General features: G+C 66.0%; 22 protein-coding genes. 13 read left to right on the top strand and 9 right to left on the bottom strand.

Annotation, left to right across the window (positions count from 1 at the left end; translation table 11 throughout):
* Positions 1 to 7: 7 nt before the first annotated feature.
* The 8 genes from NX778_RS05400 to NX778_RS05355 all read left to right on the top strand — a co-directional run bounded on the left by NX778_RS05400 (position 8) and on the right by NX778_RS05355 (position 12,437).
* On the top strand, positions 8 to 1,435 hold the full coding sequence (locus NX778_RS05400; RefSeq protein WP_258810638.1) for a tagaturonate reductase: 1,428 nt from the start codon (positions 8 to 10) through the stop codon (positions 1,433 to 1,435).
* Positions 1,436 to 1,534: 99 nt separating this feature from the next.
* The gene (locus NX778_RS05395) at positions 1,535 to 2,833 is read left to right on the top strand and encodes an MFS transporter (protein ID WP_258810637.1); all 1,299 of its coding nucleotides are present in this window, start codon (positions 1,535 to 1,537) and stop codon (positions 2,831 to 2,833) included.
* Positions 2,834 to 2,847: 14 nt separating this feature from the next.
* On the top strand, positions 2,848 to 3,771 hold the full coding sequence (gene kdgK, locus NX778_RS05390) for a 2-dehydro-3-deoxygluconokinase (protein WP_258810636.1): 924 nt from the start codon (positions 2,848 to 2,850) through the stop codon (positions 3,769 to 3,771).
* 39 nt (positions 3,772 to 3,810) lie between these two features.
* Positions 3,811 to 4,536 (top strand): GntR family transcriptional regulator, encoded by a 726-nt coding sequence (locus NX778_RS24565; RefSeq protein ID WP_307727910.1) that lies wholly within the window; start codon positions 3,811 to 3,813, stop codon positions 4,534 to 4,536.
* 37 nt (positions 4,537 to 4,573) lie between these two features.
* Complete coding sequence (locus NX778_RS05370) at positions 4,574 to 6,166, top strand: methyl-accepting chemotaxis protein (RefSeq protein WP_258810635.1); 1,593 nt, start codon at positions 4,574 to 4,576, stop codon at positions 6,164 to 6,166.
* 250 nt (positions 6,167 to 6,416) lie between these two features.
* Entirely contained in the window at positions 6,417 to 8,102 is a 1,686-nt protein-coding gene (locus tag NX778_RS05365) for a polysaccharide deacetylase family protein (protein ID WP_258810634.1), read from the top strand.
* A gap of 70 nt (positions 8,103 to 8,172) precedes the next feature.
* Positions 8,173 to 9,369, top strand: coding sequence for a DUF2863 family protein (locus NX778_RS05360; protein ID WP_258810633.1), 1,197 nt, complete (start codon positions 8,173 to 8,175; stop codon positions 9,367 to 9,369).
* 446 nt (positions 9,370 to 9,815) lie between these two features.
* A complete protein-coding gene (locus NX778_RS05355; RefSeq protein WP_258810632.1) occupies positions 9,816 to 12,437 on the top strand; it encodes an NAD(P)-binding protein in 2,622 nt (873 codons plus the stop codon).
* A 154-nt stretch (positions 12,438 to 12,591) separates the two neighbouring features.
* Here the strand turns inward: NX778_RS05355 and NX778_RS05350 are convergent, their stop codons facing one another.
* Entirely contained in the window at positions 12,592 to 12,894 is a 303-nt protein-coding gene (locus tag NX778_RS05350; protein ID WP_258810631.1) for a KGG domain-containing protein, read from the bottom strand.
* A gap of 89 nt (positions 12,895 to 12,983) precedes the next feature.
* Complete coding sequence (locus NX778_RS05345; RefSeq protein WP_258810630.1) at positions 12,984 to 13,355, bottom strand: hypothetical protein; 372 nt, start codon at positions 13,353 to 13,355, stop codon at positions 12,984 to 12,986.
* Positions 13,356 to 13,491: 136 nt separating this feature from the next.
* Between NX778_RS05345 and NX778_RS05340 the strand changes: the two genes are divergently transcribed.
* The gene (locus tag NX778_RS05340) at positions 13,492 to 17,130 is read left to right on the top strand and encodes a response regulator (RefSeq protein ID WP_258810629.1); all 3,639 of its coding nucleotides are present in this window, start codon (positions 13,492 to 13,494) and stop codon (positions 17,128 to 17,130) included.
* The gene (locus tag NX778_RS05335) at positions 17,127 to 17,552 is read left to right on the top strand and encodes an NUDIX hydrolase (protein WP_258810628.1); all 426 of its coding nucleotides are present in this window, start codon (positions 17,127 to 17,129) and stop codon (positions 17,550 to 17,552) included. The genes NX778_RS05340 and NX778_RS05335 overlap by 4 nt, the downstream gene beginning before the upstream one ends.
* 4 nt (positions 17,553 to 17,556) lie before the next feature.
* Here the strand turns inward: NX778_RS05335 and NX778_RS05330 are convergent, their stop codons facing one another.
* From NX778_RS05330 to NX778_RS05310, 5 genes are all read right to left on the bottom strand, one after another.
* Complete coding sequence (locus NX778_RS05330) at positions 17,557 to 19,521, bottom strand: hybrid sensor histidine kinase/response regulator (protein ID WP_258810627.1); 1,965 nt, start codon at positions 19,519 to 19,521, stop codon at positions 17,557 to 17,559.
* A gap of 189 nt (positions 19,522 to 19,710) precedes the next feature.
* Positions 19,711 to 19,929, bottom strand: a complete 219-nt coding sequence (locus tag NX778_RS05325) for a hypothetical protein (RefSeq protein WP_258810626.1) — start codon at positions 19,927 to 19,929, stop codon at positions 19,711 to 19,713.
* A 63-nt stretch (positions 19,930 to 19,992) separates the two neighbouring features.
* Entirely contained in the window at positions 19,993 to 20,262 is a 270-nt protein-coding gene (locus tag NX778_RS05320; RefSeq protein WP_258810625.1) for a DUF5985 family protein, read from the bottom strand.
* Positions 20,263 to 20,264: 2 nt separating this feature from the next.
* A complete protein-coding gene (locus tag NX778_RS05315) occupies positions 20,265 to 20,525 on the bottom strand; it encodes a DUF5985 family protein (RefSeq protein ID WP_258810624.1) in 261 nt (86 codons plus the stop codon).
* A 1-nt stretch (position 20,526) separates the two neighbouring features.
* Positions 20,527 to 20,916, bottom strand: a complete 390-nt coding sequence (locus tag NX778_RS05310) for a hypothetical protein (protein ID WP_258810623.1) — start codon at positions 20,914 to 20,916, stop codon at positions 20,527 to 20,529.
* A 163-nt stretch (positions 20,917 to 21,079) separates the two neighbouring features.
* Between NX778_RS05310 and NX778_RS05305 the strand changes: the two genes are divergently transcribed.
* Positions 21,080 to 21,856, top strand: coding sequence for a DNA/RNA non-specific endonuclease (locus NX778_RS05305; protein ID WP_258810622.1), 777 nt, complete (start codon positions 21,080 to 21,082; stop codon positions 21,854 to 21,856).
* 11 nt (positions 21,857 to 21,867) lie between these two features.
* Positions 21,868 to 22,125: a hypothetical protein gene (locus tag NX778_RS05300; protein ID WP_258810621.1), complete on the top strand. Its 258-nt coding sequence runs from the start codon at positions 21,868 to 21,870 to the stop codon at positions 22,123 to 22,125.
* Positions 22,126 to 22,133: 8 nt separating this feature from the next.
* On the opposite strand, the gene NX778_RS05295 is transcribed toward NX778_RS05300, so the two are convergent.
* On the bottom strand, positions 22,134 to 23,936 hold the full coding sequence (locus tag NX778_RS05295) for a PHA/PHB synthase family protein (protein WP_258810620.1): 1,803 nt from the start codon (positions 23,934 to 23,936) through the stop codon (positions 22,134 to 22,136).
* A 156-nt stretch (positions 23,937 to 24,092) separates the two neighbouring features.
* On the opposite strand from NX778_RS05295, the gene NX778_RS05290 reads away from it, so the two are divergent.
* A complete protein-coding gene (locus tag NX778_RS05290) occupies positions 24,093 to 25,412 on the top strand; it encodes a hypothetical protein (RefSeq protein WP_258810619.1) in 1,320 nt (439 codons plus the stop codon).
* A gap of 70 nt (positions 25,413 to 25,482) precedes the next feature.
* On the opposite strand, the gene NX778_RS05285 is transcribed toward NX778_RS05290, so the two are convergent.
* On the bottom strand, positions 25,483 to 26,481 hold the full coding sequence (locus NX778_RS05285) for a sensor domain-containing diguanylate cyclase (protein WP_258810618.1): 999 nt from the start codon (positions 26,479 to 26,481) through the stop codon (positions 25,483 to 25,485).
* Positions 26,482 to 26,487 lie beyond the last annotated feature (6 nt).

The raw sequence follows: 26,487 nt of genomic DNA, 5'->3' as shown, positions 1-26,487 counted from the left end.
AACACATATGCAAGCATTACGCCGCAGCGCACCGTTCGCGCTGCCCATCAAGATCCTCCAGTTCGGCCAGGGCAACTTCCTGCGCGGCTTCTTCGACTGGCAGGTCGACCTGCTCAACGAGCGCACCGGCCTGGATGCCGGCGTGCTGGTGGTGCGCCCGCGCGGCGGCGGCCCGGCGCCGCTGCTGGATACCCAGGACGGCCTGTTCACGGTGCTGGTGCGCGGCCTCGACGAAGCCGGCCAGCCGGTCAAGGAATACCGGCGGGTAGAGTGCGTGCAGCGCGAGCTGGACCTGAACGCGATGTACGCGGACTACCTGGCGCAGGCCGCCAACCCCGACCTGCGCTTCATCGTGTCGAACACCACCGAAGCCGGCATCGCCGTCAACGACAGCGACGCTTTCGATGACGCGCCGCCAAGCAGCTTCCCCGCCAAGCTCACGCGCTTGCTGTTCGACCGCTTCACCGCCTTCGAGGGCGCGCACGACAAGGGCCTGATCCTGCTGCCCTGCGAACTGATCGACGACAATGGCGGCGCCCTGAAGAAGGCGGTGCTGCACTTCGCGCGCCTGTGGCAGCTGGATCCGGCTTTCGACGCCTGGATCGAGACCTCGTGCATGTTCTGCTCGACGCTGGTCGACCGCATCGTCACCGGCTATCCGTCCTCGGACGCGGACGTGATCCAGGAAGAGCTGGGCTACCGCGACGCCTTCCTGGTCGCCGCCGAGTACTACTACCTGTTCGTGATCAAGGGCCCGGCCTCGCTGGCCGATGAACTCAGGCTCGCCGGCGCCAACCTGAATATCAAGCTGGTCGACGACATTACGCCCTACAAGAAGCGCAAGGTCGGCATCCTCAACGGCGGCCACACCTCGCTGGTGCCGGTGGCGCTGCTGGCGGGACTCGAAGCAGTCGGCCAGGCGGTCGACGATCCGCAGGTCGGCGCCTGGCTGCGCGCGGCGATCGAGCAGGAGATCATCCCGGCGCTGGTAATGGACCGCGCCGAGCTGCAGGATTTCGCCGAGGACGTGCTGCGGCGCTTCCGCAATCCGGCCATCCACCACCGCCTGGCCTCGATTGCGCTGAACAGCTGGAGCAAGTTCGCGGCGCGCGTCATGCCGCAGCTGCTCAACTACATCGAGCTCAATCACGGCAAGCTGCCGTGGCGCCTGGTGCTGGCACTGGCCGCGACCATGGTGCTGTACCGCGGCGGCGTGATCGAGCTGGCTGACGACAAGGCCCATCTCGACTGGTTCGAGCAAGGCTGGCAGAAGGTGCACGACAAGAAGTGGAGCGTGGACCAGCTGGTGCAAGGCTGGCTTGCCAACCGCGCGCTGTGGGGCCGTGACCTGAACCAGGTGCAGGGGCTGGCCGCGGCGGTGGTGCAGGCCGTCGAACGCATCGACAACACGGGGATTCGCCAGGCGCTGAACTGAGCCGGCCTCACATCATTTCATGGGACGGCGGCGCGGCAAGGCGCAAGCCGCTGGCCCGGCACGCGCACGAAGACGCGGCAAAGCAAGCAGGAGACAGCAATGAGGAAGTTCAAAGGGATGCGCTGGTGGATGGTCGGCATGGTCACCCTCGGCATGATCGTCAATTACCTGGCCCGTAACACCTTGTCGGTGGCGGCGCCGACGATGATGAGCGACCTGCACGTGACGACCCAGGAGTACTCGTACATCGTGGTCGCGTGGCAGGTCTGCTACGCGATGATGCAGCCGGTGGCGGGCTACATCCTCGACGCCATCGGCACCAAGCTTGGTTTCGCGGTGTTCGCGCTGGCCTGGTCGGTGGCCTGCGGCGCGGCCGCGCTGGCGGCCGGCTGGCAGAGCATGGCCTTCTTCCGTGGCCTGCTCGGCATGACCGAGGCGGCCGGGATCCCGGCGGGCGTGAAAACCACCACCGAATGGTTCCCTGCCAAGGAGCGCTCGGTGGCGATCGGCTGGTTCAACATCGGCTCCTCGATTGGCGCCCTGTGCGCGCCGCCGCTGGTGGTGTGGACCATCATGCACGCGAGCTGGCAGTGGTCCTTCGTGGTGGTCGGTGTGCTGGGCACCTTGTGGACTTTGCTGTGGGTGGCTTTCTACAAGCACCCGCGCGACCAGAAGCGCCTGTCCAACGAGGAACGCGACTACATCCTGGCCGGCCAGGAAGCCAAGTTCCAGGAAGACGCGCCGCAGAAGAAGGGGTCGTGGTCGGAGATCGTGCGCACCTCGAACTTCTGGTCGATCGCGATCCCGCGCTTCCTGTCGGAGCCGGCCTGGCAGACCTTCAACGCATGGATCCCGCTGTACATGGCGACTGAACGCCACATGGACATCAAGGAGATCGCGATGTTCGCCTGGCTGCCTTTCCTGGCCGCCGACATCGGCTGCGTGGTGGGCGGCTATATGTCGCCGTTCTTCCACAAGCACTTCAAGGTCACGCTGTTCAACTCGCGCAAATGGGTGATGGCGGTGGGCTGCCTGGCGATGATCGGGCCGGGCTGCATTGGCCTGGTCGCCAGCCCCTACACCGCGATCGCGCTGCTGTGCGTCGGCGGCTTCGCGCACCAGACCCTGTCCGGCGCGCTGTACTCCATCACCTCCGACGTGTTCGGCAAGAACGAGGTGGCCACCGCCACGGGGCTGGCCGGCATGTCGGGCTACCTCGGCGCGACCGTGTTCACGCTGCTGTTCGGCTTCCTGGTGACCAAGGTCGGGTACAGTCCGCTGTTCGTGGCGCTGGCCGTGTTCGACCTGATCGCCTGTGTGGTGGTCTGGACCATGGTGCGCGAAGGTGCGCGCGGCCAGGCCCCGGTCGTAAAGGCCGGGGTGGCGGCGGCCCAATGAAGAAGGAACTGGATATGGAAGCACAAACCGTCTACGCTATCGGCGAATGCATGATCGAGCTGCAGCGCTCCGGCAGCGGCATGGACTACCGCTTCGGCGGCGACACCCTGAACTCGGCGGTCTACATGGCGCGCCTGCTCGACCCGGCCAAGGTCAGGGTGGCCTACGTGACCGCGCTCGGGGTGGACGGCATGTCCGACGAGATGTGCGCCAGCTGGGAAGGCGAGGGCGTCGACACCGGCTGCGTGCTGCGCCTGCCGGACCGCCTGCCCGGCATCTACCTGATCGAGACCGATGCCAAGGGCGAACGCCGCTTCCACTACTGGCGCAAGGATTCCGCCGCGCGCCATTGGCTGGAAGCGCCGGACGCCGGCAAGGTGCTGCTCAAGCTGGCCGCGGCGCGCATGGCCTACCTGTCCGGCATCAGCCTGGCGATCCTGTCGCCGGCCGACCGCGAGATCCTGATCGCCGCGCTGGCCCGCTGCCGCGCCAGCGGCGGCACCGTGGTCTTCGATAACAACTACCGGCCACGCCTGTGGGAGAGCGCCGACGCCGCGGCCGAAGTCTATCGCCGCGTGCTGGCCAACTGCGATATCGCGCTGCTGACGCTGGACGACGAGCAGGCTATCCACGGCCCCGGCGATGCGATGGCCGCGGTTGAGCGCGCCCGTGCGCTGGGCGTGTCCGAGGTGGTGGTCAAGTGCGGCGCCGAGCCTTGCCTGGTGTGGGCCGATGGGCATGCCGTATCGGTGGCGCCGGCGCCGGTCGCGGCGGTGGTCGACACCACCGCCGCCGGCGACTCCTTCGGCGCGGCCTACCTGGCGGCGCGGCTGTCCGGAAGCAAGCCGGAAGTGGCGGCGCGCGCGGGCCACAAGCTGGCCGGCACGGTGATCCGGCACCGCGGCGCGATCATTCCGCGCGACGCCATGCCGTCCTGATTTGTTCCCAGTCCCGCACATTCGGTACACTGCCTGGCCATGAACACTTCGAACGCCGCCATCCTGAACATCGACCCCGACTCCGGCGTGAGCGCATCGCGCCGCGTGTATTTGTGCCTGCGCCAGCGCATCGTCGACATGAGCATGCTGCCCGGCGCGCGCATCGTCGAGCGCGAGATCGCCGAGGAACTGGGCGTCAGCCGCACGCCGGTGCACGAAGCCGTGCAGCGCCTGGCCGACGAGGGCCTGGTCGAGGTGCTGCCGCGCTCCGGCACCTTCGTCGCGCGCATCCCGCTCGACGGGCTCGAGGAAGCCATGTTGGTCCGCAATGCGCTGGAGTGCGCGATCATCGAGAAGGCGGCCGAGCGCGCGAAGCCCGAAGGCGTGGCGCGGCTGCGCGCCATCCTCGAGGAGCAGGCGCTGGCCGTCGATGCCAATGACCTGCGCGCCTTCCACCGCAGCGACGAGAATTTTCACGCCACGCTGGCCGAATTGTCGGGCTATCCGGGCGTCTGGCCGATCATCCTGCAGGCCAAGACCCAGATGGACCGCTACCGCCAGCTGACCCTGCCGCTGGAGGGCCGGATGAGCGGCGTACTGGCCGAACACCGCGCCGTGGTGGAGGCCGTCGCTTCCGGCGATCCCCGCATGGCCGTGGCGGCGATGCGCGAGCACTTGGACCACGTGTTGCCAGTGTTGGAAACGACACGAAAATTGCGTCCCGAGTTCTTTACGGCGCACCTCAACGAAGGCAGTTCGCGGTAGAATTTCCGTACGGCAATTTTAATAATTAGAGGTCCGAATGAAAGTTTCCACCCGCCTGTTTGCGCTCGTCGGCGCGGCACTGCTCGCGCTGGCCACCCTCGGCGGCATCAGCCTGTACACGCTGCACAAGTCGCTGCTGGCCGATCGCCAGGAACAGATCACCAATATGCTGATGATGGGCCGTCAGCTGGTCGCCCACTATCAGGGCGAGCAACAGCAGGGCAAGCTGACCGAGGAGCAGGCACAGGCTGCGGCCAAGGAAGCGCTGACCCAGCTGAACAACGACAACAAGGTGTATTTCTGGGTGCGCTTGCCAAACGGGCTCAACCTGGTCCACCCGAATCCGAAGAATATCGGCGTGATCGCGCAGGGCGAAACCATGGACGGCCGGCCGGACGCGGTGGCCTACCGCGAGCAGCTGGCCAAAGGCCCGGTCGCGCTGGTGTTCATGAAGACCAAGCATCCGAAGACCGGCCAGATGGCGGCAAAGCTCAACGGTGTGGTCGAGTTCACGCCGTGGAACTGGTGGATCGGCACCGGCTTCTTCAATGACGACATCGACCAGCAATTCTGGTACGAGGCGACCCGCTCGAGCCTGTTCTTCCTGGTGGTGGTGGCGGTGCTGTCGCTGCTCGGCTGGCGCATCGTGGCCGGCATCAACCGCACGCTGGGCGGCGATCCGGAGCACGCGGCCGACGTCACCCGCCGCATCGCCGGCAAGGACCTGTCGATGGCGATATCGGCCGATGCCGTCGCCGAAGGCAGCCTGCTGGAAGCGATCGGCCGCATGCAGAACGAACTGGCGAACACGGTGCGCCGCATCCGCAACCACGCGGCCACTATCGCCACGGCGTCCAGCGAGATCGCGGCCGGCAACCAGGACTTGTCGGCCCGCACTGAAGCCCAGGCCAGCTCGCTGGAAGAAACGGCGGCGGCCATGGAAGAGCTAACCGGCACCGTGCGCCAGAATGCCGAACACGCACGCATCGCCAACGACCTGGCGCAGAAGGCGGCCGACACGGCGCGCCACGGCGGCACGGTGATGGACGACGCGGTGCGTTCGATGGGCGCCATCGAGGCTTCGTCCAAGCGTATCGCCGACATCATCGGCGTGATCGACGGCATCGCTTTCCAGACCAATATCCTGGCCTTGAACGCGGCGGTCGAAGCGGCCCGTGCGGGCGAGCAGGGCAGGGGCTTTGCGGTGGTCGCGGGCGAGGTGCGCAATCTTGCACAGCGGTCCGCCGCCGCGGCCCATGAAATCAAGTCGCTGATCGGCGCCTCGGTGGCCGAGGTCGGCAACGGGTCGCGCCTGGTGGGCGACGCCGGCGCCGCGATGCGCAAGACCGTCGATTCGATCGGGCAGGTGAGCACCATCATTTCCGAAATCAGCGTGGCCAGCAACGAGCAGAGCCAGGGCATCGACCAGGTCAACGAGGCCGTGCTCGGCATGGACGAGGCGACCCAGCAGAACGCGGCGCTCGTGGAAGAGGCCGCCGCCAGCGCGGCTTCCCTGCAGGAACTGGCGCGTCAACTGGCCGAGCTGGTTGCGGTGTTCCGGCTGGAAGAACCGGCGCCACGATCGCAGGGTGCCCTGGGCCGGCGCGAGCGCTTGAAGCTGCCGGCATAAGTGGGCGGCGGTGATTCAGGAATCACGTATTTGATTAATAGATAATCTGTTTGCTGTAGTGTGCAGAATCGCACATACGCGCGCAAGACCAACTTCTACATTAACGACTCAATAGTTCCGAGCGTGATCTTGTAGAGGTGCGGCGATGGTGACGCGGAGAGAAGTGCTGATCTTGGGTGCAGCGACAGCCTGCCTGCCCGCGTGCGGCGGTGGGGGCGGCAATAGTAGCGCTTTGCTGACGGCGGCGCCGATGCCTGCACCGATGGCAGCGCCGACGCCGGCGCCGACCCCTTCGCCAACGCCGGCGCCGACGCCGGCCCCAACGCCCGCGCCGGCCCAGCGCGTCTACGGCACCAAGATTGTCGAATGGACGAAACTGAGCAATGCTGTTGGCGCCAGCGTGGTCGTCACCAGCAGCGCGGATGGCGCGCCTTCCACTTCGGCATTGAAACTGACCCAGAACCTGCCTGTCGCGACTGCCCAGCAATCGGTGGTGGCGGAGGTCGCTGGTCTGGTGCCGAAAGGAACCAGTCCGGGCTTCTCAGTCGGAATATGGGCGCGCAATCCTGGAACGCGCACGCTGGACTTCGACTTCGCCATCGTGAACGCACAGGGAACCCACGAGCTACGCTGGAATTGCGCGGTCGATCCTTCGGCTGGCTGGGTCTTCCTGACCATGTCGCCGACTCAGCAAATGCTCATCGGCTGGCAATTCGGCATCGATGCTCCTGCTTCGATACGCATTTCGCAGCAAGACGTATTAACCGAAGGCGCCTGGCAAGCCGGCGAGTACATCCTGTTCGGCCCGGTCTATGACGACCTGGCGTATCGGCCCTCGTTCTTCATTACATTTGACGACGGCTTTGCATCCGTGCGGCACGCGCCGTCCGCAACGGTGGCGAGCGGGCAGCAGTTGCTTGCTCGTTATGGATTCAAGGGGACGCTTTTCATCGTGCCTTCCTGGCTTGGCACCTCGGGTGTGTTTGGATACGGCAAGCTGAAGTGTAGCTTCCTGTCCGCCGATGATGTCGTGGCGATGCAGGCAGATGGCTGGGCGATTGGTTCGCATTCGAACACGCATCCATCGAGCCGCGATAACGCGGGCCTGCGCCTGCTCGGCCCCTACGGCTATTTCATGAGCAACTCCGTCGACAACCTTCCCGACACCTATGTCCGGGCATGGAACCTGAACGCGTTACACCGGCGACGGTGCATTGGCGCGACTGCGGGAAGCGCGGTCCTTGCCTTCGAAAATCACCCGCAGCTGTTGGCGAACATGCCGATCGTGTTCACCGACGCCGCCCCGCCGGGATTCACCGTTGGCACCGTCTATTATTGCCAGGATACGCCGAGCGACACCACAGCCACCTTTGCGACCGACCGCGGAAGCCTCAAGAATACCGTTGTGGCCACCGCCAACTGGAGCGGGCTAGCCAACTACCGCCACCCGGGATCGGCGAACGATGACAGCGCCATCTACGCCGACATCATGGCCGGCATCAACGGCCTGGCCGCAATCGGCATCAACACCGGGTCGAGCTACTTCGCGCTCCCCCAAGGGGCCGCGGACCGCTACGTGCGCTCGGCCTGCATTCGCGCCGGGATCAAGTGGATCCGCGGGGCATCGTATCGTGGCCAATCATTCCCCTTCGGCCGCCCGACCGGCGGCGGATTGAGCCAGATCGCCGATCAGCCGGGCGGTTGGATCGCGCATCCGGACTGCGTGCAGACCGACGGCAACGTCGCGCCGACGGTGACGCAGATCCAGCAATATGTGGATACGGCCGTGAGCATGGGGGCCTGCGGCTGCTCCTACCATCACGACGTCCAGGGCAATACGATCAGCAACCTCGACGCGCTGTGCGCTTACCTGAAGACCAAGGTTGACGCGAAGCAGATCGACGTGCTTACGCTGGACCAGTTCACGCTCAATTGACCCGGGAGGCCGCATCGCCAGCGATAGCCAGATTTGCTACCATGTCGGTTTGATCATCCCATTGTAAATCATGCCGAGAAATAAGCGTCCGCTGCCAAGAAAGTCCAACAATACGCCCCAGCCGAATTCCGATGCCCAGCTGCGCGAACTGTCCACGTTGGCGCTGACGGTGATCGAGCGCGGCGAGGCGGAGACGGGCAGCGCGCGCGAGGAAGAATTGCTGACCGCGGTGCGCCGCGCGCTGCGCCGCAAGCACGACGAGGTGCTGCTTGGCGCCATTGAATACACCAAGTTCACCGATCCGGATGCCTGCCGCTACCTGCGCGGGCTGGTCGGCGAAGAAGCGGCCAGCCAGCGCATCCGCAAGGAGCAGGGCCCGGAGATCGAGATCGATGCCTTCATGATCCCGTTATTTGTGCGCAGTACCGGCGGGCTGGTGGAGGACGAGGCCTTCGCGGACGAGGAGGCGTACACCAAGCTGGTCGAAAGCTTCCAGGAACTTGGCCTGGAAAGCGAGGCCGCCAACGTGGTGCTGGTGCGCCATCTGTACGACATGGACGAGGTCGATTCGATCGGCTACAGCCAGCTGCACGAAGTGGTGCGCGAGGCGGCTGCGTCGATGACGTCGCGCAAGCCCATGCCGATGCCGCTGCTCGAATCGACGATGACGGGCTGGAGTGGCCAGCAGTTCTCGGCCGAGGACGCGGCCATGGAGCTGCGCTTCCTGTTGGGCTTCGCGCTCAAGCCGGCGGACGATCCTTTCTATGCGGTGCCGGAGGGCGAAGCCGACAGCGACGCCTACTACGACGCGCGCATGATGCGCTACCGCGCCTGGACCGTGGATGCGGAGCCGCTGGTGCGGCGCTGCCTGGCGGCCGATCCGGAGCGGGTGCGGGTCGATTTCCTGTACCAGGACCTGTTCTTTGGTGCGCGCGAAAGCGCGACCGAGGAGATGGCGATGCTGCTGACCCTGGCCGAGGTCAACCAGCTGCTGGGAGAACGCGGCATGACCGCCGAGGACACCCGGGCCGTGGTCGCCGTGCTGGACGGCGGCGAGAATGCGCTGCTGCGGACGAATCTGTATGCAGGCGGCGACGAACTGGTCGGCTCGATCGACAAGCCGGTCGACCTGTCGGCCGATCTGGGTGAGGAGCTGGACGATATGTGCGACGCCTTGCTCACCTTCGGCTTCAAGCAGGTCGAAACCGCCGCCGACTTCACGCCCGACGGCCAGCCTGAAGGCGCCGAACGTTTCGACCGCCTCTAAAAGTTAGATTCAAAACCGTCATTCCCGGCGCAGGCCGGGTCGACGTGTTTCTGGTGGTAGTGAACCTCCCAGCCTTTCACCATCTGTACGTAAACACAGCAGATCGCGTTCGCGCCGCGATACCGTGCGCACGCTCACCTTCGCGCGTGCGCACAGTTGCGCAGACGATGAGTTTTCGTAGTGGTTTTTCTTGAAAAGCTGTAGGACTACGCTCACAATTTCCACCATGTGGAGGCGATCTCTCCTATGAAAGCGATGTTCCCGATACGATCATTCCATTACCCCGCGGCAAACTTGTGATGTGTTAATGAAAATCATGGAAATCTAGCATGTTACGATTTCATGGTCTGGCGTGGTTCGGCCAGGTGCCTCAAGCCCTCGTCCGAAGCCCGCGCAGCATCCCGGAAAATCACACGCTTGCCACGAAGGCGAAAGGAAAACTGAACATGCCGACCCTGATTGTGTTTTGCCACTTGCGCTGGGATTTCGTGTTCCAGCGTCCGCAGCACCTGATGACACGCCTGGCGGAACACTACCAAATCCTGTTTGTCGAGGAACCGGTGTATCACGAGGGACAGGCCCACCTGAAACGAACATCGGTAGCGCCCAACATCACCGTGTGCCAGCCGCACACCGCCATCCACGCCCCCGGCTTCCACGACGACCAGATCCCGACCCTGCAGACCCTGCTGTCCGACCTGGTCCCGGAAGGCGAGCAGCCCGTGGTCTGGTTCTACACTCCGATGGCCTTGCCCTTGCTGCAAGGACTGCATCCGTCGCTGGTAGTCTACGATTGCATGGACGAACTGGCCGCGTTCAAGAATTCCCCGAAACAACTGCTGCAGCGCGAAACGGCCTTGCTGAACATCGCTGACCTGGTCTTCACCGGCGGCCCCAGCCTCTACGAGGCCAAGAAGGAACGCCACGCCAACGCGCATTGCTTCCCAAGCAGCGTCGATGCCGTCCACTTCCGCAAGGCGCTCGATCGCAAGAGCAGCCACCCGGCGCAGGAGCCATTCGACTATCCGCGGCTGGGTTTCTATGGCGTGATCGACGAGCGCTTCGACACCGAACTGGTGCGCGCCATGGCCGAGGCCCATCCGGAATGGAATATCGTACTGGTCGGCCCGGTCGTGAAGATCGATCCGGCTGTGCTGCCGCGCGCCGCCAACATCCATTACATCGGCCAGCAGGATTACAAAGCGCTGCCGCAGTTCCTCGCGGGCTGGGACGTCTGCCTGCTGCCGTTCGCGCTGAACGAATCGACCAAATACATCAGCCCGACCAAGGTGCTGGAGTACATGGCCGCCGAACTGCCGAGCGTGTCGACGCCGATCACCGACGTCAAGGTGCCGTACGGCGACGTGGTCGCCATCGCCGAAACACCGGAGCAGTTCATCGCCGCCTGCGAGCGTGCGCTGGCGATGAGCGCAAGCGAGAAAGCCGCGCAGACCCAGCGCATGCGCGATATCGTCGCGAAGACATCCTGGCACAACACCGCGACCCGCATGCACGAGCTGATCCAGGGCACCGCGCCGGGCAACAAGGCGCATCGCCTGGTTGCACACACCGGCGATGCGGGCGCGCAAGTCAATTCCCTGCCGGTCCACGCTTCGCAGAAGGCCAATTACCGCAACGTGATCATCGGCGGCGGCCCGACCGGCCTGTCCGCGGCCTACCACTTGCCTGCCGACACCGTGCTGCTGGAGCGTAACCCGACCATCGGCGGCTGGTGCCGCTCGATCGAAGACAAGGGCTTCACCTTCGACTACGCCGGCCACATCATGTTCTCCAACGACCCCTACGTGCTGAAGATGTACGAGGTACTGCTGGGCGACAACGTGCACTGGCAGAACCGCGAAGCCTGGGTCTACAGCAAGGGCACCTACACGCGCTACCCTTTCCAGGGGGCACTGTACGGCCTGCCGCCGAATGTCATCACCGAATGCGTGATGGGCGCGATCGAAGCGCGCTATGGCGTCGACGACCAGGCTGAAGCGGCTGCCGCCCAGCAGATCGAGGATTGCTGCGCCGATGGCACCTCGGATGTCTGCAACACCGACAAGTCGGTCAAGGGCCAGGTGCGCAATTTCGAGCAGTTCATCTACAAGGTCTGGGGCAAGGGCATCGCCAAGCATTTCGCGATCCCGTACAACCGCAAGATCTGGACCGTGCCGCTGACCGAGATGGAGACCTCGTGGCTGGGCGGACGGGTGCCGCTGCCGAACCTGGAGGAAATCATTTCCGGCGCGCTGGAGCCGGTCGCCAAACCGATGGGGCCGAACGCACGCTTCGGCTATCCGCTGAAGGGTGGCTTCCAGGCGCTGATGGATGGCTTCAAGCCGCATATCAAGGGCAAGGTGGAAACCAATGCCGATGTGGTGCAGGTGCTGCCGCGCGAGCACGTCGTAGCGCTGGCCGATGGCCGCCGCTTCCGTTACGACAACCTGGTGTCGACGATGCCGCTGCCCGAGCTGATTCGCCTGATCGGCGACGAGGCGCCGCAAGAGGTGCGCACGGCGGCCAAGGGCCTGCGCCATGTGTCGATTCGCTGCGTGAACATCGGCATCGACCGTGTCGCCACCGACAAGCACTGGATCTATTACCCGGAAGATTCGATCTTCCACCGCATCTTCGTGCAAGGTAACGCCAGCCCGCAGTGCAATCCGCCGGGCGGCTTCGGCTTCACCTGCGAGATTTCCTACTCGCCGTACAAGCCGCTGCCGGTCGATGGCGACGAGTTGATCGCCCGCGCGATCGAGGATTGCCGCAAGGTGGGCATGATCCAGCCGGGCGACAAGATCCTGGCCGCCAATCAGGTCGACATGCCGATCGCCTACGTGCTGTACGACCACAACCGCGCCAAGAATGTCGAGACCTGCAAGAACTGGCTGAAGCAGTTCGACATCACGCTGGCCGGCCGCTACAGCGAGTGGGAGTACTACAACTCCGACCACGCGCTGCTGGCTGGTAAGAAGGCTGCGGATTCGGTGCTGGCGCTGCAGGCGGCGAAACGCGAGGCGGCCAAGCCGCCAACGGAAGCCCAACAGACGGCCCACGCAGAGTAAGCCAAGTATGTGAACGACGTTCCCGCGCCGGCGGGAACGTCGTATTGCGTTGTCTATCAACGGCGAAAGCGCAAATAAAAACGCGGACCACCGTATTCCTTTGGTCCGCGTCGGCTCGATGATGACACGCCCGCAGGCGCGTCACAACCCGGGTTTATTTACGATTATGGCCGCCCTGGCTGCCCTGGCTGCCCTGGTTACCGGACTGCGAGCTGGAACCCGAGCGCGAGCCCGACTGCGAACCGGAGCTGCTGCCGCTCTGCTGGTTGTCGTTCTTGTGCGACTGTTTGCCGGCCTCGCGTGCCTCTTGCGAGTTGAACTCGTGGGCATTGCCGGAAGCGTGGGCTGCGCGTCCGCCTTCCGAGGCGATTTCACGCTGCTTTTGCGGATCCATCGACGCAAAACCGCGGTTGCTGTTGCTGCCGCTCTGCTTGTTGCCACCTTGATTCGATGCCATGATCGTTCTCCTGTAGGAATAATGGGATACAGCTTCCCCTGCCGGATCAGTGTCCACTGACAGGCCGATCGGGGAGAGGCGAGGCCATCTTAAGTGGCGCATCGGACGCGCAGAATAGGACGGGACAGGGCTGCCTTGTAGGATGCGTCCGGCTGTCTCTGGTGCCCGATTTCAGTGTTTTGTGGAACCCTGCCGCAGCGGCGAAACGGGTGGCGGCGCGGGCCGCGCGCCACGTTCCGGATGCCGAGATAGATGCCGACCACCCAGATCGACAGCGTGTGGGTGGAGGACAGCACGGTGACCACGAAGTCGTCGAGTTTGGTTTCAGTGCGGGCGGCGATCGCGCGCAGGCGGCACAACAGCAGGTAGCGCACGCCGTACAGCGCGGCGACCGAAGCCGCGAACACCAACAGCGCCGCGCCCCAGCTTGCAAGTGGGTCTTGCAGCAGCGATAGATCCATTCTCATCCTTTGGCATTTCACCTTTTCCGCAAGGGGCTTAGTGTCGGCGAGAGCGGGCCCGGGGTGCGCACAATTGACATTCGGAAGGCCCCGTCATACATTGGCAAATCTGCATCTATCACCCTGCCAACGGGCCATGATTGCCGACCTCCCAACGCGTATCCTGCTCGTCGACGACCAGCCCGCCAACCTTGCCGCCCTCGCTTCCGTGCTGGCCGAACTCGGCGCGGAACTGGTGACCGCCGATTCGGGCGCGGCCGCGCTGCGGGCGCTGCTGGCACAGGATTTCGCGCTGGTGCTGCTGGACGTGCGGATGCCGGCGATGGATGGCTTCGAGACCGCGCAGCTGATCCGTCAGCACCCACGCACGGCCAGCGTGCCGATCATCTTCATGACCGCCGGCCAATGCGAGGCGCCGCAGCTGGAGCAGGCGTACGGCCTGGGCGCGGCCGATTGCCTGGCCAAGCCCTTCGATCCGCAAATGTTGCGGGCCAAGGCGGCCGTGTTCGTCGAGTTGTACCGGAAGACGGCCGAACTGGCGAGGCTGGAGGCCGAACGCCACCGCGACGCCTCCGAGCGCCTGGCGCGCAGCGAGCAACAGCTGGGCGAGAGCATGGAGCGGTTTGCGCTGCTGCTTGAATCGTCGGGCGAGGGCATCATCGGCCTCGATATGGCGGGCACCTGCACCTTCGTCAACGCGGCCGCCGCCGCCATGCTGAACGACCGGCCGGGCGACATGCTGGGCAGCGCGCCACATGCGCGCATCCACCGTCACCATGCCGATGGCAGGCCCTATCCCGCCGACCAATGCGACATCCTGCGCGCGGCGTCCGAGGGCCGGGTGCTGCGCAGCGAAACCGTTTTTTGGCGCAGGGACGGCAGCCAGTTGCCGGTGGCGTTCTCGGTGCACCCGATGGTGGTCGGCGGACGCGCCGCCGGGGCCGTGCTGACCTTCACCGACATCACGGGCCGGCGTCATGCCGAAGCCGAACGCGAGCACCTGTACCGCGAGCTGCGTGCCGCTAACGACCGCATGATCGAGATCTTCTACCGCGCGCCTGCCTTCATGGCCGTGATGCGCGGCCCGGAGCACGTGTTCGACATGGTCAATGAGCGCTTCCTGGCACTGATCGGCGTGCGCGAAGTGATCGGGCGTCCCGTTCGGGAGGTGCTGCCGGAGGTGGAAGGGCAGGGCTTCCTTGAGCTGCTCGACGGCGTCTACCGCAGCGGCGAGCCTTATGAGGGCAGTAATGTGCGCATGCTGCTGCGCTCCGCCGCCTCGCCCGAAGGCATGGAGGAGCACTTCGTCGATTTCGTCTACATGGCGCTGCGCGATCCGTCGGGGACGATCTCCGGGGTGCTGATGCACGGCGTCGAGGTGACCGAACGCACCCGCGCCAACCTGCTGGCGCTCGGCCAGCGCGGCGCGCTGGAATTGGCGGTAAGCGACGCGCCGCTGGCCGACGTGCTGGACGTACTGGCCCGCACCGCCGAGGATTATGCGGGCGGCCAGGCGCTGGCCTCGGTCCAGCTGGCGGAACCGGACGGCTACCTGCGCCACGCGGCCGCGCCCTCATTGCCGTCCGACCTGCGCACCGCGCTCGACAATATGAAGATCGGGCCGCTGGCCGGCTGCAGTGGCGCGGCGGCCTGGCGCGCGGAGCCGGTATCCTGCCCGGACATCGAGACCGATCCGCTGTGGGAGGGAGCACGCGGGATCGCGCTGGCGCATGGCCTGCGCGCCGCGCGCGCGGTGCCGATCCTGGCGCCGTCGGGCGCGCTGCTGGGCACCTTCTGCTGGTACTACTACGACAGCAGCGAGCGCCCGCCGCACGAGGCGCAGGCGATGGAGCTGCTGGCCAACACCGGCTCGCTGGTGATCGGCCAGCGCCACGAGGCGCGCGAACGCCAGGCCGCCGAGGAGCGCTCGCGTGCGATCCTGGAAAGCATGAGCGACGGCTTCCTCGCGATCGACGAGCAGTGGCGCATCACCTACGCCAACCGCGCCGCGGAACAGGCCACGCGCATGCAGCGCGAGGACATCGTCGGCGCCAACTTCTGGGAAGTGTTCCCGCACGTCTCGGGCACGGTGCGCGAACTGGCCTACCGCCGCACCGCCGCGCGGCGCGAGCGCGCGCACGTCGAGGCCTGGCTCAACCAGTACGGGAGTTGGTTCGAGATCGACAGCTTCCCGACGCCGGACGGCGGGATCGCGCTGTTCTTCCGCGACCAGACCGAGCGCCACCGCGCCGAGGAGGGCGTGCGTCGTCTGGCGGCGGTGGCCGAGCAGTCGACCGATTTTATCGGCCTGTTCACGCCGGACGCCGGCGGCATCTGGCTGAATCCGGCCGGGCGCGCGCTGGCCGGGTTGGCGCCGGATGCGAACATCGAGGCCTGGCGCCTGATCGATTTCGTCGCCCCCGATTCGCGCGACTTCATGCGGGGCGTGGTGCTGCCGGCGCTGACCGGCGAGGCCGCCCAATGGGAGGGCGAGCTGCGCTTCGCGCGGGTCCGTAGCGAGACCACCTTCCCGGTCTACTTCAAGGGCTTCGTGGTGCGCGACGCGCAGGGCAACAACCTCGGTCTGGCGACAGTCACGCGTGACATCACGGAGCACAAGCGTTCCGAGGACGCGCTGCGCCGCATCGCCGCCGACCTGTCGGAGGCCGATCACCGCAAGAGCGAGTTCCTGGCCACGCTGGCGCATGAACTGCGCAATCCGCTGGCGCCGATCCGCACCGGCCTGGACCTGCTGCGCCTCGGTGGCCACGGCGGCTCCGACCGTGTCACCGACATGATGGAGCGCCAGCTGGGGCACCTGATCCACCTGGTCGACGACCTGCTCGACATCGCGCGCATCACGCGCGGCAAGATCGAACTGAAGAAGCGGCCGGTGGACCTGCGCGCGATCGTCGCTACCGCGCTCGAGACCAGCGCAGCCCTGATCGAGAGCAGCGGGCATAGCCTGTCGGTGCAGCTGCCCGACGAGCCGCTCGGGATGGAGGCCGACGCCACCCGGTTGGTGCAGGTGCTGTCCAACCTGCTCAATAACGCGGCAAAGTACACGCCGTCCGGCGGCCACGTGAGCGTCGAGGCGCGGCGCGAGGATGGCCAGGCAGTGGTCGCGGTGACCGATACCGGGGTCGGCATTCCGGCCGAATCGCTCGGCTCGGTGTTCGAGATGTTCACGCAAGTGCGCAGCAACCTGGACCGGGCCCAGGGCGGCCTCGGGATCGGGCTGTCGCTGGTGCGCAGGCTGGTCGAGCTGCACGGCGGCCGCGTCAACGCGGCCAGCGACGGCGCCGGCAAAGGCAGCACCTTTACCGTGCGCCTGCCGCTGTCGGCTACGGTGCGGCAGACCGCCATGCGGCCGGATGACGCGGATGGCGTCACAATCGGCCAGCGGCCGCTGCGCGTGCTGGTGGTGGACGACAATGCCGATGCCGCCGAGAGCCTCGTCGAATTGCTGCGCCTCTTGGGACACACGACGCGCATGGCGCATGACGGCCCGTCCGGCTTGCGTCTGGCGCAGGAATTCGAGCCCGACCTGGTGTTCCTCGACATCGGCCTGCCCGGCATGAGCGGGCACGAGGTGGCGCGCGCGATCCGCCGCACGGACGGGCTGGAACGCGTGGTGCTGATCGCGCTGACCGGCTGGGGCGCGGCCAGCGACCTGTCGCAATCGCAGGAGGCCGGCTTCGACCAGCACCTGACCAAGCCGGTCAGCTTCGAGGCGCTGGAGCAGGCCTTTGCCGCAGCCGAGGAGCGCCTGTGAGCGCGATCGGCCTGTCGTGCGGCGTACTGGTGAAGAATGCGCACGGCGAACTGCTGCTGTGCCACGTGACGCACACGGCCAAATGGGATATCCCGAAGGGCATGCAGGATCCGGGCGAGTCCGCGCTCGAAGCGGCAATGCGCGAGCTGCGCGAGGAAGCCGGGATCGCGTTCGCGCCGGAGCGGTTCGAGGACCTCGGCGAATTCGCCTACCGGCCGGACAAGCGCCTGCACCTGTTCCGGGTCGAGGCCGGCGACGAACTGGGGACGCTGGAAGAACTGGTCTGCACCAGCTTCTTCGCACACCGCGTGACTGGCAAGCCGACCCCGGAAGCGGATGGCTACCGCTTCGCCGCACGCGGGGACCTGGGGCGCCTGTGCTGGCCGCGCATGGCGCAGCTGCTGCTGTCGCTGCAGTGGTAGCGGCCTAGCCGCCGGCCGGCGCCATCTCGGCGGCACGCGCGGCGCAGCGCGCCAGCACCGTTTCGATCGCTTCGATGGTGGCCGGCTTGGTCAGGTGCTCGTCGAAGCCCACGCGGGCGCTGTGTTCGCGGTCCGGCGCGCCGCCCCAGCCGGTGAGCGCGACCAGCTGTACTCCCGCCAGCGCGGGGTCGCGCCGGATCGCCTCCGCCACGTCGTAGCCGGACATGCCCGGCATGCCGATATCGAGCAACACCACCTGCGGACGGAAGCTGTGCACCATGCGCAGCGCCTGCGGACCGTCGTTGGCGATCGGGGCGGCGTGCCCCATCACGTCCAGCAGCGCGGCCAGGGTCTCGGCGGCGTCGCGGTTATCGTCGACCACCAGCACGCGCAGCGCTCCCGTGTGCGCGGCGGCGGCCGGCGCGGGCCCATCCTGCGGCGCGGCCGGCGCTGCGGCCGGATGCAGCGGCAGGCGCACCGTGAACACGGCGCCCAGTCCCGGCCCGGCGCTGTCGGCGCTGACCGAGCCGCCGTGCAGCTCGACGAAACTTCGTACCAGCGACAGGCCGATGCCCAGGCCGCCCTGGACCTGCTCGGCGCCGCCGGCGCGGGTGAAGATCTTGAAGATCTCGGGCAGCGCGGCGCGCGCGATGCCGATGCCATTGTCTGCCACGAGGATGCGCGCCTGCTCGCCGTCGCGGCCGGCCGACAGGACGATGCGGCCGCCGCGCGGCGTGTAGCGCGCCGCGTTGTTGAGCAGGTTGCTGATCACCTGGGTGATGCGGGTGGCATCGGCGTACAGGGGCACCGGCTCCGGCGGCAGATCCAGCTCGAGCTGGTGGCGCGCGGCGTCGATCAGCGGCCGGCTGATCTCGACGGCGCCGAGCACGATCTGTCCGAGGTCGACCCAGTCGGGCTTCAACTCGACCTGGCCGCGCGTGATGCGCGCCACGTCGAGCAGGTCGTCTACCAGGTGCACCAGGTGTTCGAGTTGGCGGTCCATGATGTCCTGCACCCGCGCCACGGTGGCGGCGTCGCCGCTGCGGCGCATCAGCTGCAGGCCGCTCCTGATCGGCGCCAGCGGATTGCGCAGCTCGTGCGCGAGGGTGGCCAGGAATTCGGTCTTGAGGCGGTCGGCTTCGGCCAGGTCGGCGGTGATGCGGCGCAGCTCTTCGTCGGCGCGGCGGCGCGCCGTGACGTCGGTGAACAGGATCGCGATGCGGTGCGCCTCTTGCGGGCCGATGCGCGTGGCGTAGACATCGAACCAGCGCTTGAGCGGTTCGGCCTGGTGGGTGAAGCGCACCGGCTCACCGGTGATGGCGACATGGCCGTACATGTCGAACCAATGCTGCTCGAGCGTGGGCACCATCTCGCGGATGGTCTTGCCGGCGGCATCGGACAAGCCGCTGTTGGCGACGAAGGCCGGATTCACCTCGAGGAAGCGGTAATCGTAAGGGATGCCGGCGTCGTCGAACATCACTTCGATCACGCACACGCCCTGGTCGAGCGAATCGAACAGGGTGCGGTAGCGCTCCTCGCTGTTGCGCAGCCTTTGCTCGGCCGCGCTGCGCTCGGCGGCGGTGTCGAAGGTGTTCAGGTAGATGCGGGCCTTGGTTTTGAGGACCACCGGCGACACCGGGTCGCAGACGACGTCGATCGCACCGGCCTCGTATAGCGGCTCGAGAATGGTGTCGGGCGCGCTCGGCACGCCGAGGGCGACCAGCGGCGTACGCGGCGTGCGCGCGTGAGCGAACAGGGTACGGACCAGCTGTTCCAGCGCTGCCAAGTCGCCGGCCCAGGCGGCCAGGATCAGGGCGAACTCGCGGTCGCGGGCGAGCGCCAGGGCCTGGCTGGCCGACGCCGCATGGACCAGTCCGCGGCCGAGCTGGCGCATGACGTCTTCGACGACCGGATCCGGGACCGGGCGGTCGCAGACGTACAGGACGTCGCCGTGTCCGGGGCGGTTCATGGCGCCGCTCCCGGACGGGCGCGGGGTGCCGCAACTGGCTGCGATGGGATGACGTTCATGGTCGCCGAGGCCGAGGGAAGCGCCGCGGCGCGCCCGGCCTTCCTGTGCCTATGTTCAGCGAACAATGTAGAAGTCATCCGATCGGCTGTCAATTCCTTGATGTACGCGGCTTCATTACGGTGAGTAGCGTCAGCGGGTGGCGCCGGGTGGGCGCGGCGGCTGGTTTGGCACGCCGGGAGCGAGCTCGTCCGGAGCTTGGCCGATGTGGCGGGCGGAGTCGGATTGCTGGTCGAGGTTCACTTCCTCGGCCACGTCGAAGCGGCCGTCGCCGTCGTCGTCGCCGGGCGGAAGCAGCTTGTCGGAGCGGACCGGCTGGGCCGAATCGCGCTGCGAACCATTGCTAGCCATGGGGTGCCTCCTTGGTGATGTAGGAAGGCATTATCGCGTTGCCCCAGCCGCGGGCGGCGCACGCTAGCCGGACTTCTTCTCGCGCGGCAAGTTCTTCTCGAAGATGGCCCACAGGATCAGGCCGTATGCCAGGACCCGGATGACGTAGTGGGTGGGTGAATCTTCGCCGCCGTTGTCGTGCAGCGTCGAATAGATGCGGTGCAGTCCCTCGATCAGGAAGGACAGCGAGAAGTACAGGAAAAAGCGATCGCCGGTGTTCCGCCAGAAACGCAGGAAGAACAGCGCGACGACCATCGAACCCATCGCGATGGCGCCGGTGAGCACATCGTTCATGGCTATTCCCTTTCGTAGATCAAACCATAGAGCAACAGGGCAATCGCGATCAGCGCCGTGACCAGCCGGGCAGGCAGGAGGCTGACGTCTTCGGGCAGCACGACCTTGTCCAAGAGTAGCAGCAAGTTGTTGAGTGTCATCACGGCAAAGCACGAACCGCTCCAGAACAGCAGGCGGTGGCCGGTGCGGCGGTAGCTGGCGTACAGCAGCCACGCGCATGCCAGTGAGGTCAGGGTGCACAGAGAATAGATGATCTGGCCCATGTCAGTTGTCCTTTCGCCACTTGAAGGCGTCCGCGAATTGCTGGGCCTTGCGGTCCAGCGAGGAATGGATGAGGTTGGTCACATCGACCAGGCGCGCCGCGTACAGCTCGACCAGGCGATCGATCAGCGTGCGCAGTTCGTTCGAATCCGGATGGTAGGAGTAGCCATCGCCATCCGCGCGCACGGCCATGCCGGCGGTGCACAAATCGTCGAGCAAGGCCTCGGCGGTGCGCTCGCGGATGTAGAGGCGGCGCGCGAGCGTGTCCGGCTGCCATGCGTGCCGCGGGTCGGCCCGCAACAGCAGCAGCGCTTCGAGGAAGGGAACCGAGGGCACGCTCGTGAGCACGAAGCGCCGCAGGTCCTCCGGAATGGTGGCCTTGGTCGTCGCCATTATTTCCGGGACGGAATATTCAGAAAAGGACGGAATTCTAGAGGATTAGCGGGGCCCATGCGTTCAATCGTGTGCTGGCTCTACAGAAACGCATTGTTACGTAAAAAATATTTCAGCGCAACATTTGCTTGATTTACAATCGCCGTTTTGTTGTGAGAAGCAAATGTCTTTGATGAAGTGGTTCGCCGGCGCCGTGCTTGGCTGCACGCTGTCCGGCCTGGCCTGGGCCGGTGGCTGCCCGGCCTATTATGTGAACGGGCGCCTGCCCGAGATCCGCAACCCGAAACTGGCCACGGCCACCCGCGAGTTGTGCTACGGGGAATTCGGCGTCATGCATTCCGGCGTCACGCGCACGCCGCTGTGGTCGGCTGAGCTGCTGAAGGCGGACAATGTGGCCGCCGCACAGGGCCTCAGCCGCGAGAACAGTTTCCATGCCGAGCCGATGCTGCCGGCGGCGCAGCGCGCCGAACTGTCCGATTATGCGCGTAGCGGCTTCGACCGCGGCCATATGGCGCCCAACGGCGACATGCCCGACCGCAGCAGCCAGCGCGAAAGCTTCACGCTCGCCAACATGGTGCCGCAGGACGGCGACAACAATCGCCATGTCTGGGCGCACATCGAAGCGGCGGTGCGCAAGATGGCGACACAGGAGGGCGCGCTGTACGTGATCACCGGTCCCGCCTTCCTCGGCGGCCAGCTGCGCAAGGTCGGCAACGTGATCGTGCCTAGCCATTTGTACAAGGTGGTGTACAGTCCCCGCGAGCGCGCCGGCGCGGCGTGGTTCGTCGAGAACCAGGCCGACGCGAGGCCGCAGGTATTGTCGATTCCGGAACTGGAGCGGATGGTCGGCATCAACCTGCTGCCGGCGCTGACCGACGAACAGAAAGCGCGGACGCTGCGCCTGCCCAACATCCGGCAGGGCCGCAGCCGCCGCCTGTGACAGGAGCACGCATGACCAAGCATTCCTTCAAGCCGTTTGCCAACGAATCCGATGAACTGGAGGTGGGCGGCCTCGCCATCGAAAACCGGCTCGACCGCGTGACGCTGGCGGGCGACCTCGACATCACCGCCGATCGCCAGGGCCTCGCGGCCGCACGCCTGCTGTACGAGGTGCTGGGCGAGGTGGTGCGCCGGCTCGAAGCCGATCCGGCGCTCCCCGAGCGCCTGCCGCCACCGGTGGTGGGCAAGGTGGACAATCCCTTCTCCTGATTGCAGCGTCAGCGTTCCAGCACATAGGTGCCGGGCGCGTGCGCCAGCGAGGGCCCGACCTTGCGCGCCGGCACGCGCGCGCCCTGCGTGTGTCGCGACAGCCAGCCTTCCCATGTCGGCCACCATGAGCCGTCGTGCAGGCGCGCCTCGGCCAGCCAGGTGTCGGCGTCGATGTAGCAGTCACCGCGGTGCCGCTCCATGCTGTAGAAGTGGCGCCCTGGATGGCCGGGCTCGCTGATGATGCCCGCGTTGTGCCCGCCGCTGGTGAGCAGGAAGGCGATGTCGCATGCTGCCAGCAAATGGATGCGGTGCACCGAACGCCACGGCGAGACGTGGTCGGTCATGGTGGCCACCGCGAAGATGGGCAGCTCGACGTCGGTGAGGGCAATGGGCCGGCCGGCCACCCGGTAGCGGCCCGTGAACAGGTCGTTGTGCAGGAACAGGTGGCGCAGGTAATCGCTGTGCATCCGGTAGGGCATGCGGGTGGTGTCCGCATTCCAGGCCAGCAGGTCGGTCATCGGCGGACGCCGCCCCAGCAGGTATTGCTCGACCGCGATCGACCACACCAGGTCGTTGGAGCGCAGCAGGCGGAAGGCGCCAGCCATCTGGCGATTGTCGAGATAGCCCTGTTCCCACATCAGGTCTTCGAGCCAGGTGACCTGGCTTTCATCGATGAACAGCGAGAGCTCGCCCGCTTCCGAAAAATCCGTTTGCGCGGCCAGCAGCGTCATGGTGTTGAGGACCTTGCTGTCGGTGCAGGCCAGGGCCGCCGCGGCCATCGACAGCAGGGTGCCGCCCAGGCAGTAGCCGGCCGCATTCACGCGCTGCCCCGGCACCAGCGCGCGCACCACGTCGATGGCGGCCAGCACGCCATTTTCCAGATAGTCGTTCAGGTTGAGGTCGCGGTCGTCCGCGGTCGGGTTGTGCCACGAGATCATGAACACGGTGTGGCCCTGGTCGACCAGGTAGCGTATCAGCGAGTTGTGCGGCGACAGGTCGAGGATGTAGTACTTCATGATCCACGCGGGAACGATCAGGACCGGTTCGGCGAACACGGTGGGCGTCGCGGGGCTGTACTGGATCAGCTCGATGAGGCCGTTGCGATACACGACTTCGCCCGGCGTGATGGCCACTTCATGCCCGGGCCGGAAGTGCTCCGCACCCGCCGGCGCCTGGCCGGCCATCTGGCGCTGCATATCCTCGACCAGGTGGCCGGCGCCGCGCAGGAAATTGAGGCCGTGCTCGGCAATGGTGGTGGCCAGCACCTCGGGATTGGTGGCGACGAAATTCAGCGGCGACATGACGTCGAGCATTTGGCGTGCGGCGAATGACACGACCTGCTCGTGGTGCTCCGTGACGCCGTCGACGCCGGTGGTGGCGTTGTACCACCATTGCTGGTTGAGCAGGAAGGCTTGCTGCAACAGATTGTAGGGCCAGTGTTGCCAGGCTTCGCTGCGAAAGCGCCGGTCCTGCGGCAAAGGCTTGATGCACGGCGGCACCTTGATGCCGATGCTGGTGCGGATCGCGTAGTCCCACCAGCGCAATTCCTTGTGCCATGACTTCTGCGCGAGCCGTTGCCATTTGGCAGGCGCGCCGGCCATGTGCATCAGCCAGTCGACCATGGCCAGCGTCAGGCTCGTCGGCGAGATGCCGTGCGTGCCGTGGCCGATGAGCGCGTGCAACAGGCGGTCGGCGTCGGCCGGCGGCTCGGGCACGCTGGTGTGCATTGTGACCAGGTCCTGATGGCGCTGCGCACCGCTGATTTGCGGCGGCGGCCAGGGAACCGGGGAGAGTAGCGGCGGTGTTTCCATCAGTATTTCCTTCGCCCGGGAAGCGCGATATCAAGAGCATCGCGGAGCAATGCGCGACGTGCTTGATCAGCCTCAATGGTGCGCGGCACATGCTGCCTTTCGGGTAACCTCGTCTTGTCAACGCGATATCCCGCCAACCAGGATTTGGAGACGATCATGCAACATACACTTATCGCCGTATTTGATAACCGCGCCGATGCGGACCGAGCGCAGGACGACTTGCTGCTTGCCGGCTTCAAGCGCGACTGCGTCAAGATTTCCACCAGCGATCCGACCGGCATCACCGATAGCGTGACCGGTAGCACCGATACCACAAGCACGACAACGACCAGCGCAACCACGCACCACCACGAAGGCCTGGGTGCGAGCATCAAGCACTTCTTTGCCGACATCTTTGGCACCGACAACAGCGAACATGCGCAGCGCTACAGCGATGCCGTCAGCCGCGGCCACCACGTGCTGACGGTGGTCACCGAGTCCGAACCTGAAGTCGAGCGCGCCGCCGACGTGGTCGAGCGCCATGGTCCGGTAGACATCGACGAAAAGCACGCACAGTGGACCGGCGCCGGCCAGATCAGCCATCCGGAAACGATGCGCGCAAGCGGCGCTGGCGGCTTGCAGCAAGCGGCGCCGGCGGCGCGCCAGTCGGGCTACAGCGGTTCGGCGCAACACTCGGAAGACCTGCTCAGGCCGCAAGGCGAGCAGGGCCTGTTCGCGCAGCAGTCGCTGAATGACGACGTGCCGATGGGGACGACCTACCAGGAACCGATGAGCCGCGAGGGCGAGTCGCTGCAGGGCTCGTGGCTGGAAGGCTCCGCCCTGCAGGCGCCGGGCAGCACCGGTTCGATGTATTCCGTCTCGCTGCAAGGTTCGCGCATCGGTGAAGGCATGCAGCGCGATATCGGCGGCAGCTCGCGCAGCGGCGTGCGGGTGTTCTCGCGCGATACCGAGATGGGCGGCACCGCTTCGTCGACGGAACCGAGCATGCTGGCCGATGACGATTATTATCGCAACGACTGGTCGCGCCGTTACGCCGGCACCGGCAGCTTCGAGGACTACCAGCCGGCGTACAGCTATGGCGCCGAGATGGCGCGCAATCCGCAATATCGCGACCGCAACTGGAACGATGTCGAGTCCGACCTGCGCGATACCTGGGAGCGCCGGCATCCGGAGCATTCCAACTGGGAGCGCTTCAAGGCCGCGATCCGGCATGGCTGGGATCGTATGACGGGTCACGAATCGCACCGCTCGCACTGGGACAGCAACTATGCATCCAGCGGCGAGAGCTATGACGAGTACGAGCCGGCTTATATGTACGGCTCGGAGATGGCGACCAGCGATACTTATCGCGGGCGGACCTGGGACGAGTCGGAGACAGCGCTGCGCAGCGAATGGGAATCGCGCACGCCGGGTGATACGAGCTGGGAACGTTTCAAGGCCGCGATCCGCCACGGGTGGGATCGGACGACCTCGTAGTTACTACTTTGAGAACGTCGTTTCCCGCGAAGTCGGGAACGACGTCCTCTTTTGATTCCGGGGGGGGCGGCTACGCCGCTTCGCTGATAGGCAGGCTGATGCGGTTGCGCCCCATATGCTTGGCCCGGTATAAGGCCGCGTCCGCAATCGCGACCAGCTGGCTCGCATCCGTGTCCTTCGACGCGATCGCCGTCGCGGCGCCGATCGACACCGTCACGTGCTGCATGGGCGCCAGCAGGTTCGGCACCTGCAATTGCTCGACCCGGCAGCGGATCCGTTCAGCGACGATGGCGGCGCCCTTGAGCGACTGGTTCGGCAGGATCACCGCAAATTCCTCGCCGCCATAACGTGCGACCAGGTCATTGGCCCGCATCTCGCTCGCCACCGCGGTCGCGATCCGCTTCAGGCATTCGTCGCCGCCTAGATGGCCGTGAGCATCGTTGTAAGCCTTGAAGTTGTCCACGTCGACCATCAGCAGCGACAAGGGCTGCTGCTGGCGCAGCGCGCGCGCCCACTCCGCGCGGAGAGTGTCGTCGAAGCAGCGCCGGTTGGCCAGCCCGGTCAGCCCGTCGCGCGTCGCCAGCTGTTCGAGCGCAATCTGCGCCATTTTTTCGTCGGTCAGGTCGCGCAAGGTTTCCACCACCGCCGTGATGCGGCCGAGCTCGTCGAAGATCGGGCAAGCGTCCGCCGCCAGATAGCGGCGGCGCCCCGCGCGCGGCATGTCGCACCAGCTTTCGGCGGACAGGCTGCCGCCGGCCGGCTGGCCGGGCACCTGGCGCGGATAGATATGGCGCACTTCGTCGGCACGGTTCTGGATCACCAGGTCGGCCAGCGTCGGACGCGGTTCCTCGTAGAACATGCGGCGGTGCTCGCCGGTGCCAAGGATCTCGCCGGCGCTGGCGCCCGTCAGGCGCTCGCAGGCGTGGTTCCAGATCACCACGCGGGCATCGCTGTCGAGCACAAAGACTGGAATCGCCAGCATTTCCATCAGCTGGCCGGCGAAGCCGCGTTCTTGCGGGGAGGCTGTGGACTCGATCAGGCGGGACACCATCGTTGTTGGGCTGGTCATGGCCAT

The organism is Massilia terrae, assembly GCF_024753145.1.
GTDB classification, from domain to species: domain Bacteria; phylum Pseudomonadota; class Gammaproteobacteria; order Burkholderiales; family Burkholderiaceae_D; genus Telluria; species Telluria terrae.
This window is presented reverse-complemented; position numbering and strand designations above follow the sequence as displayed.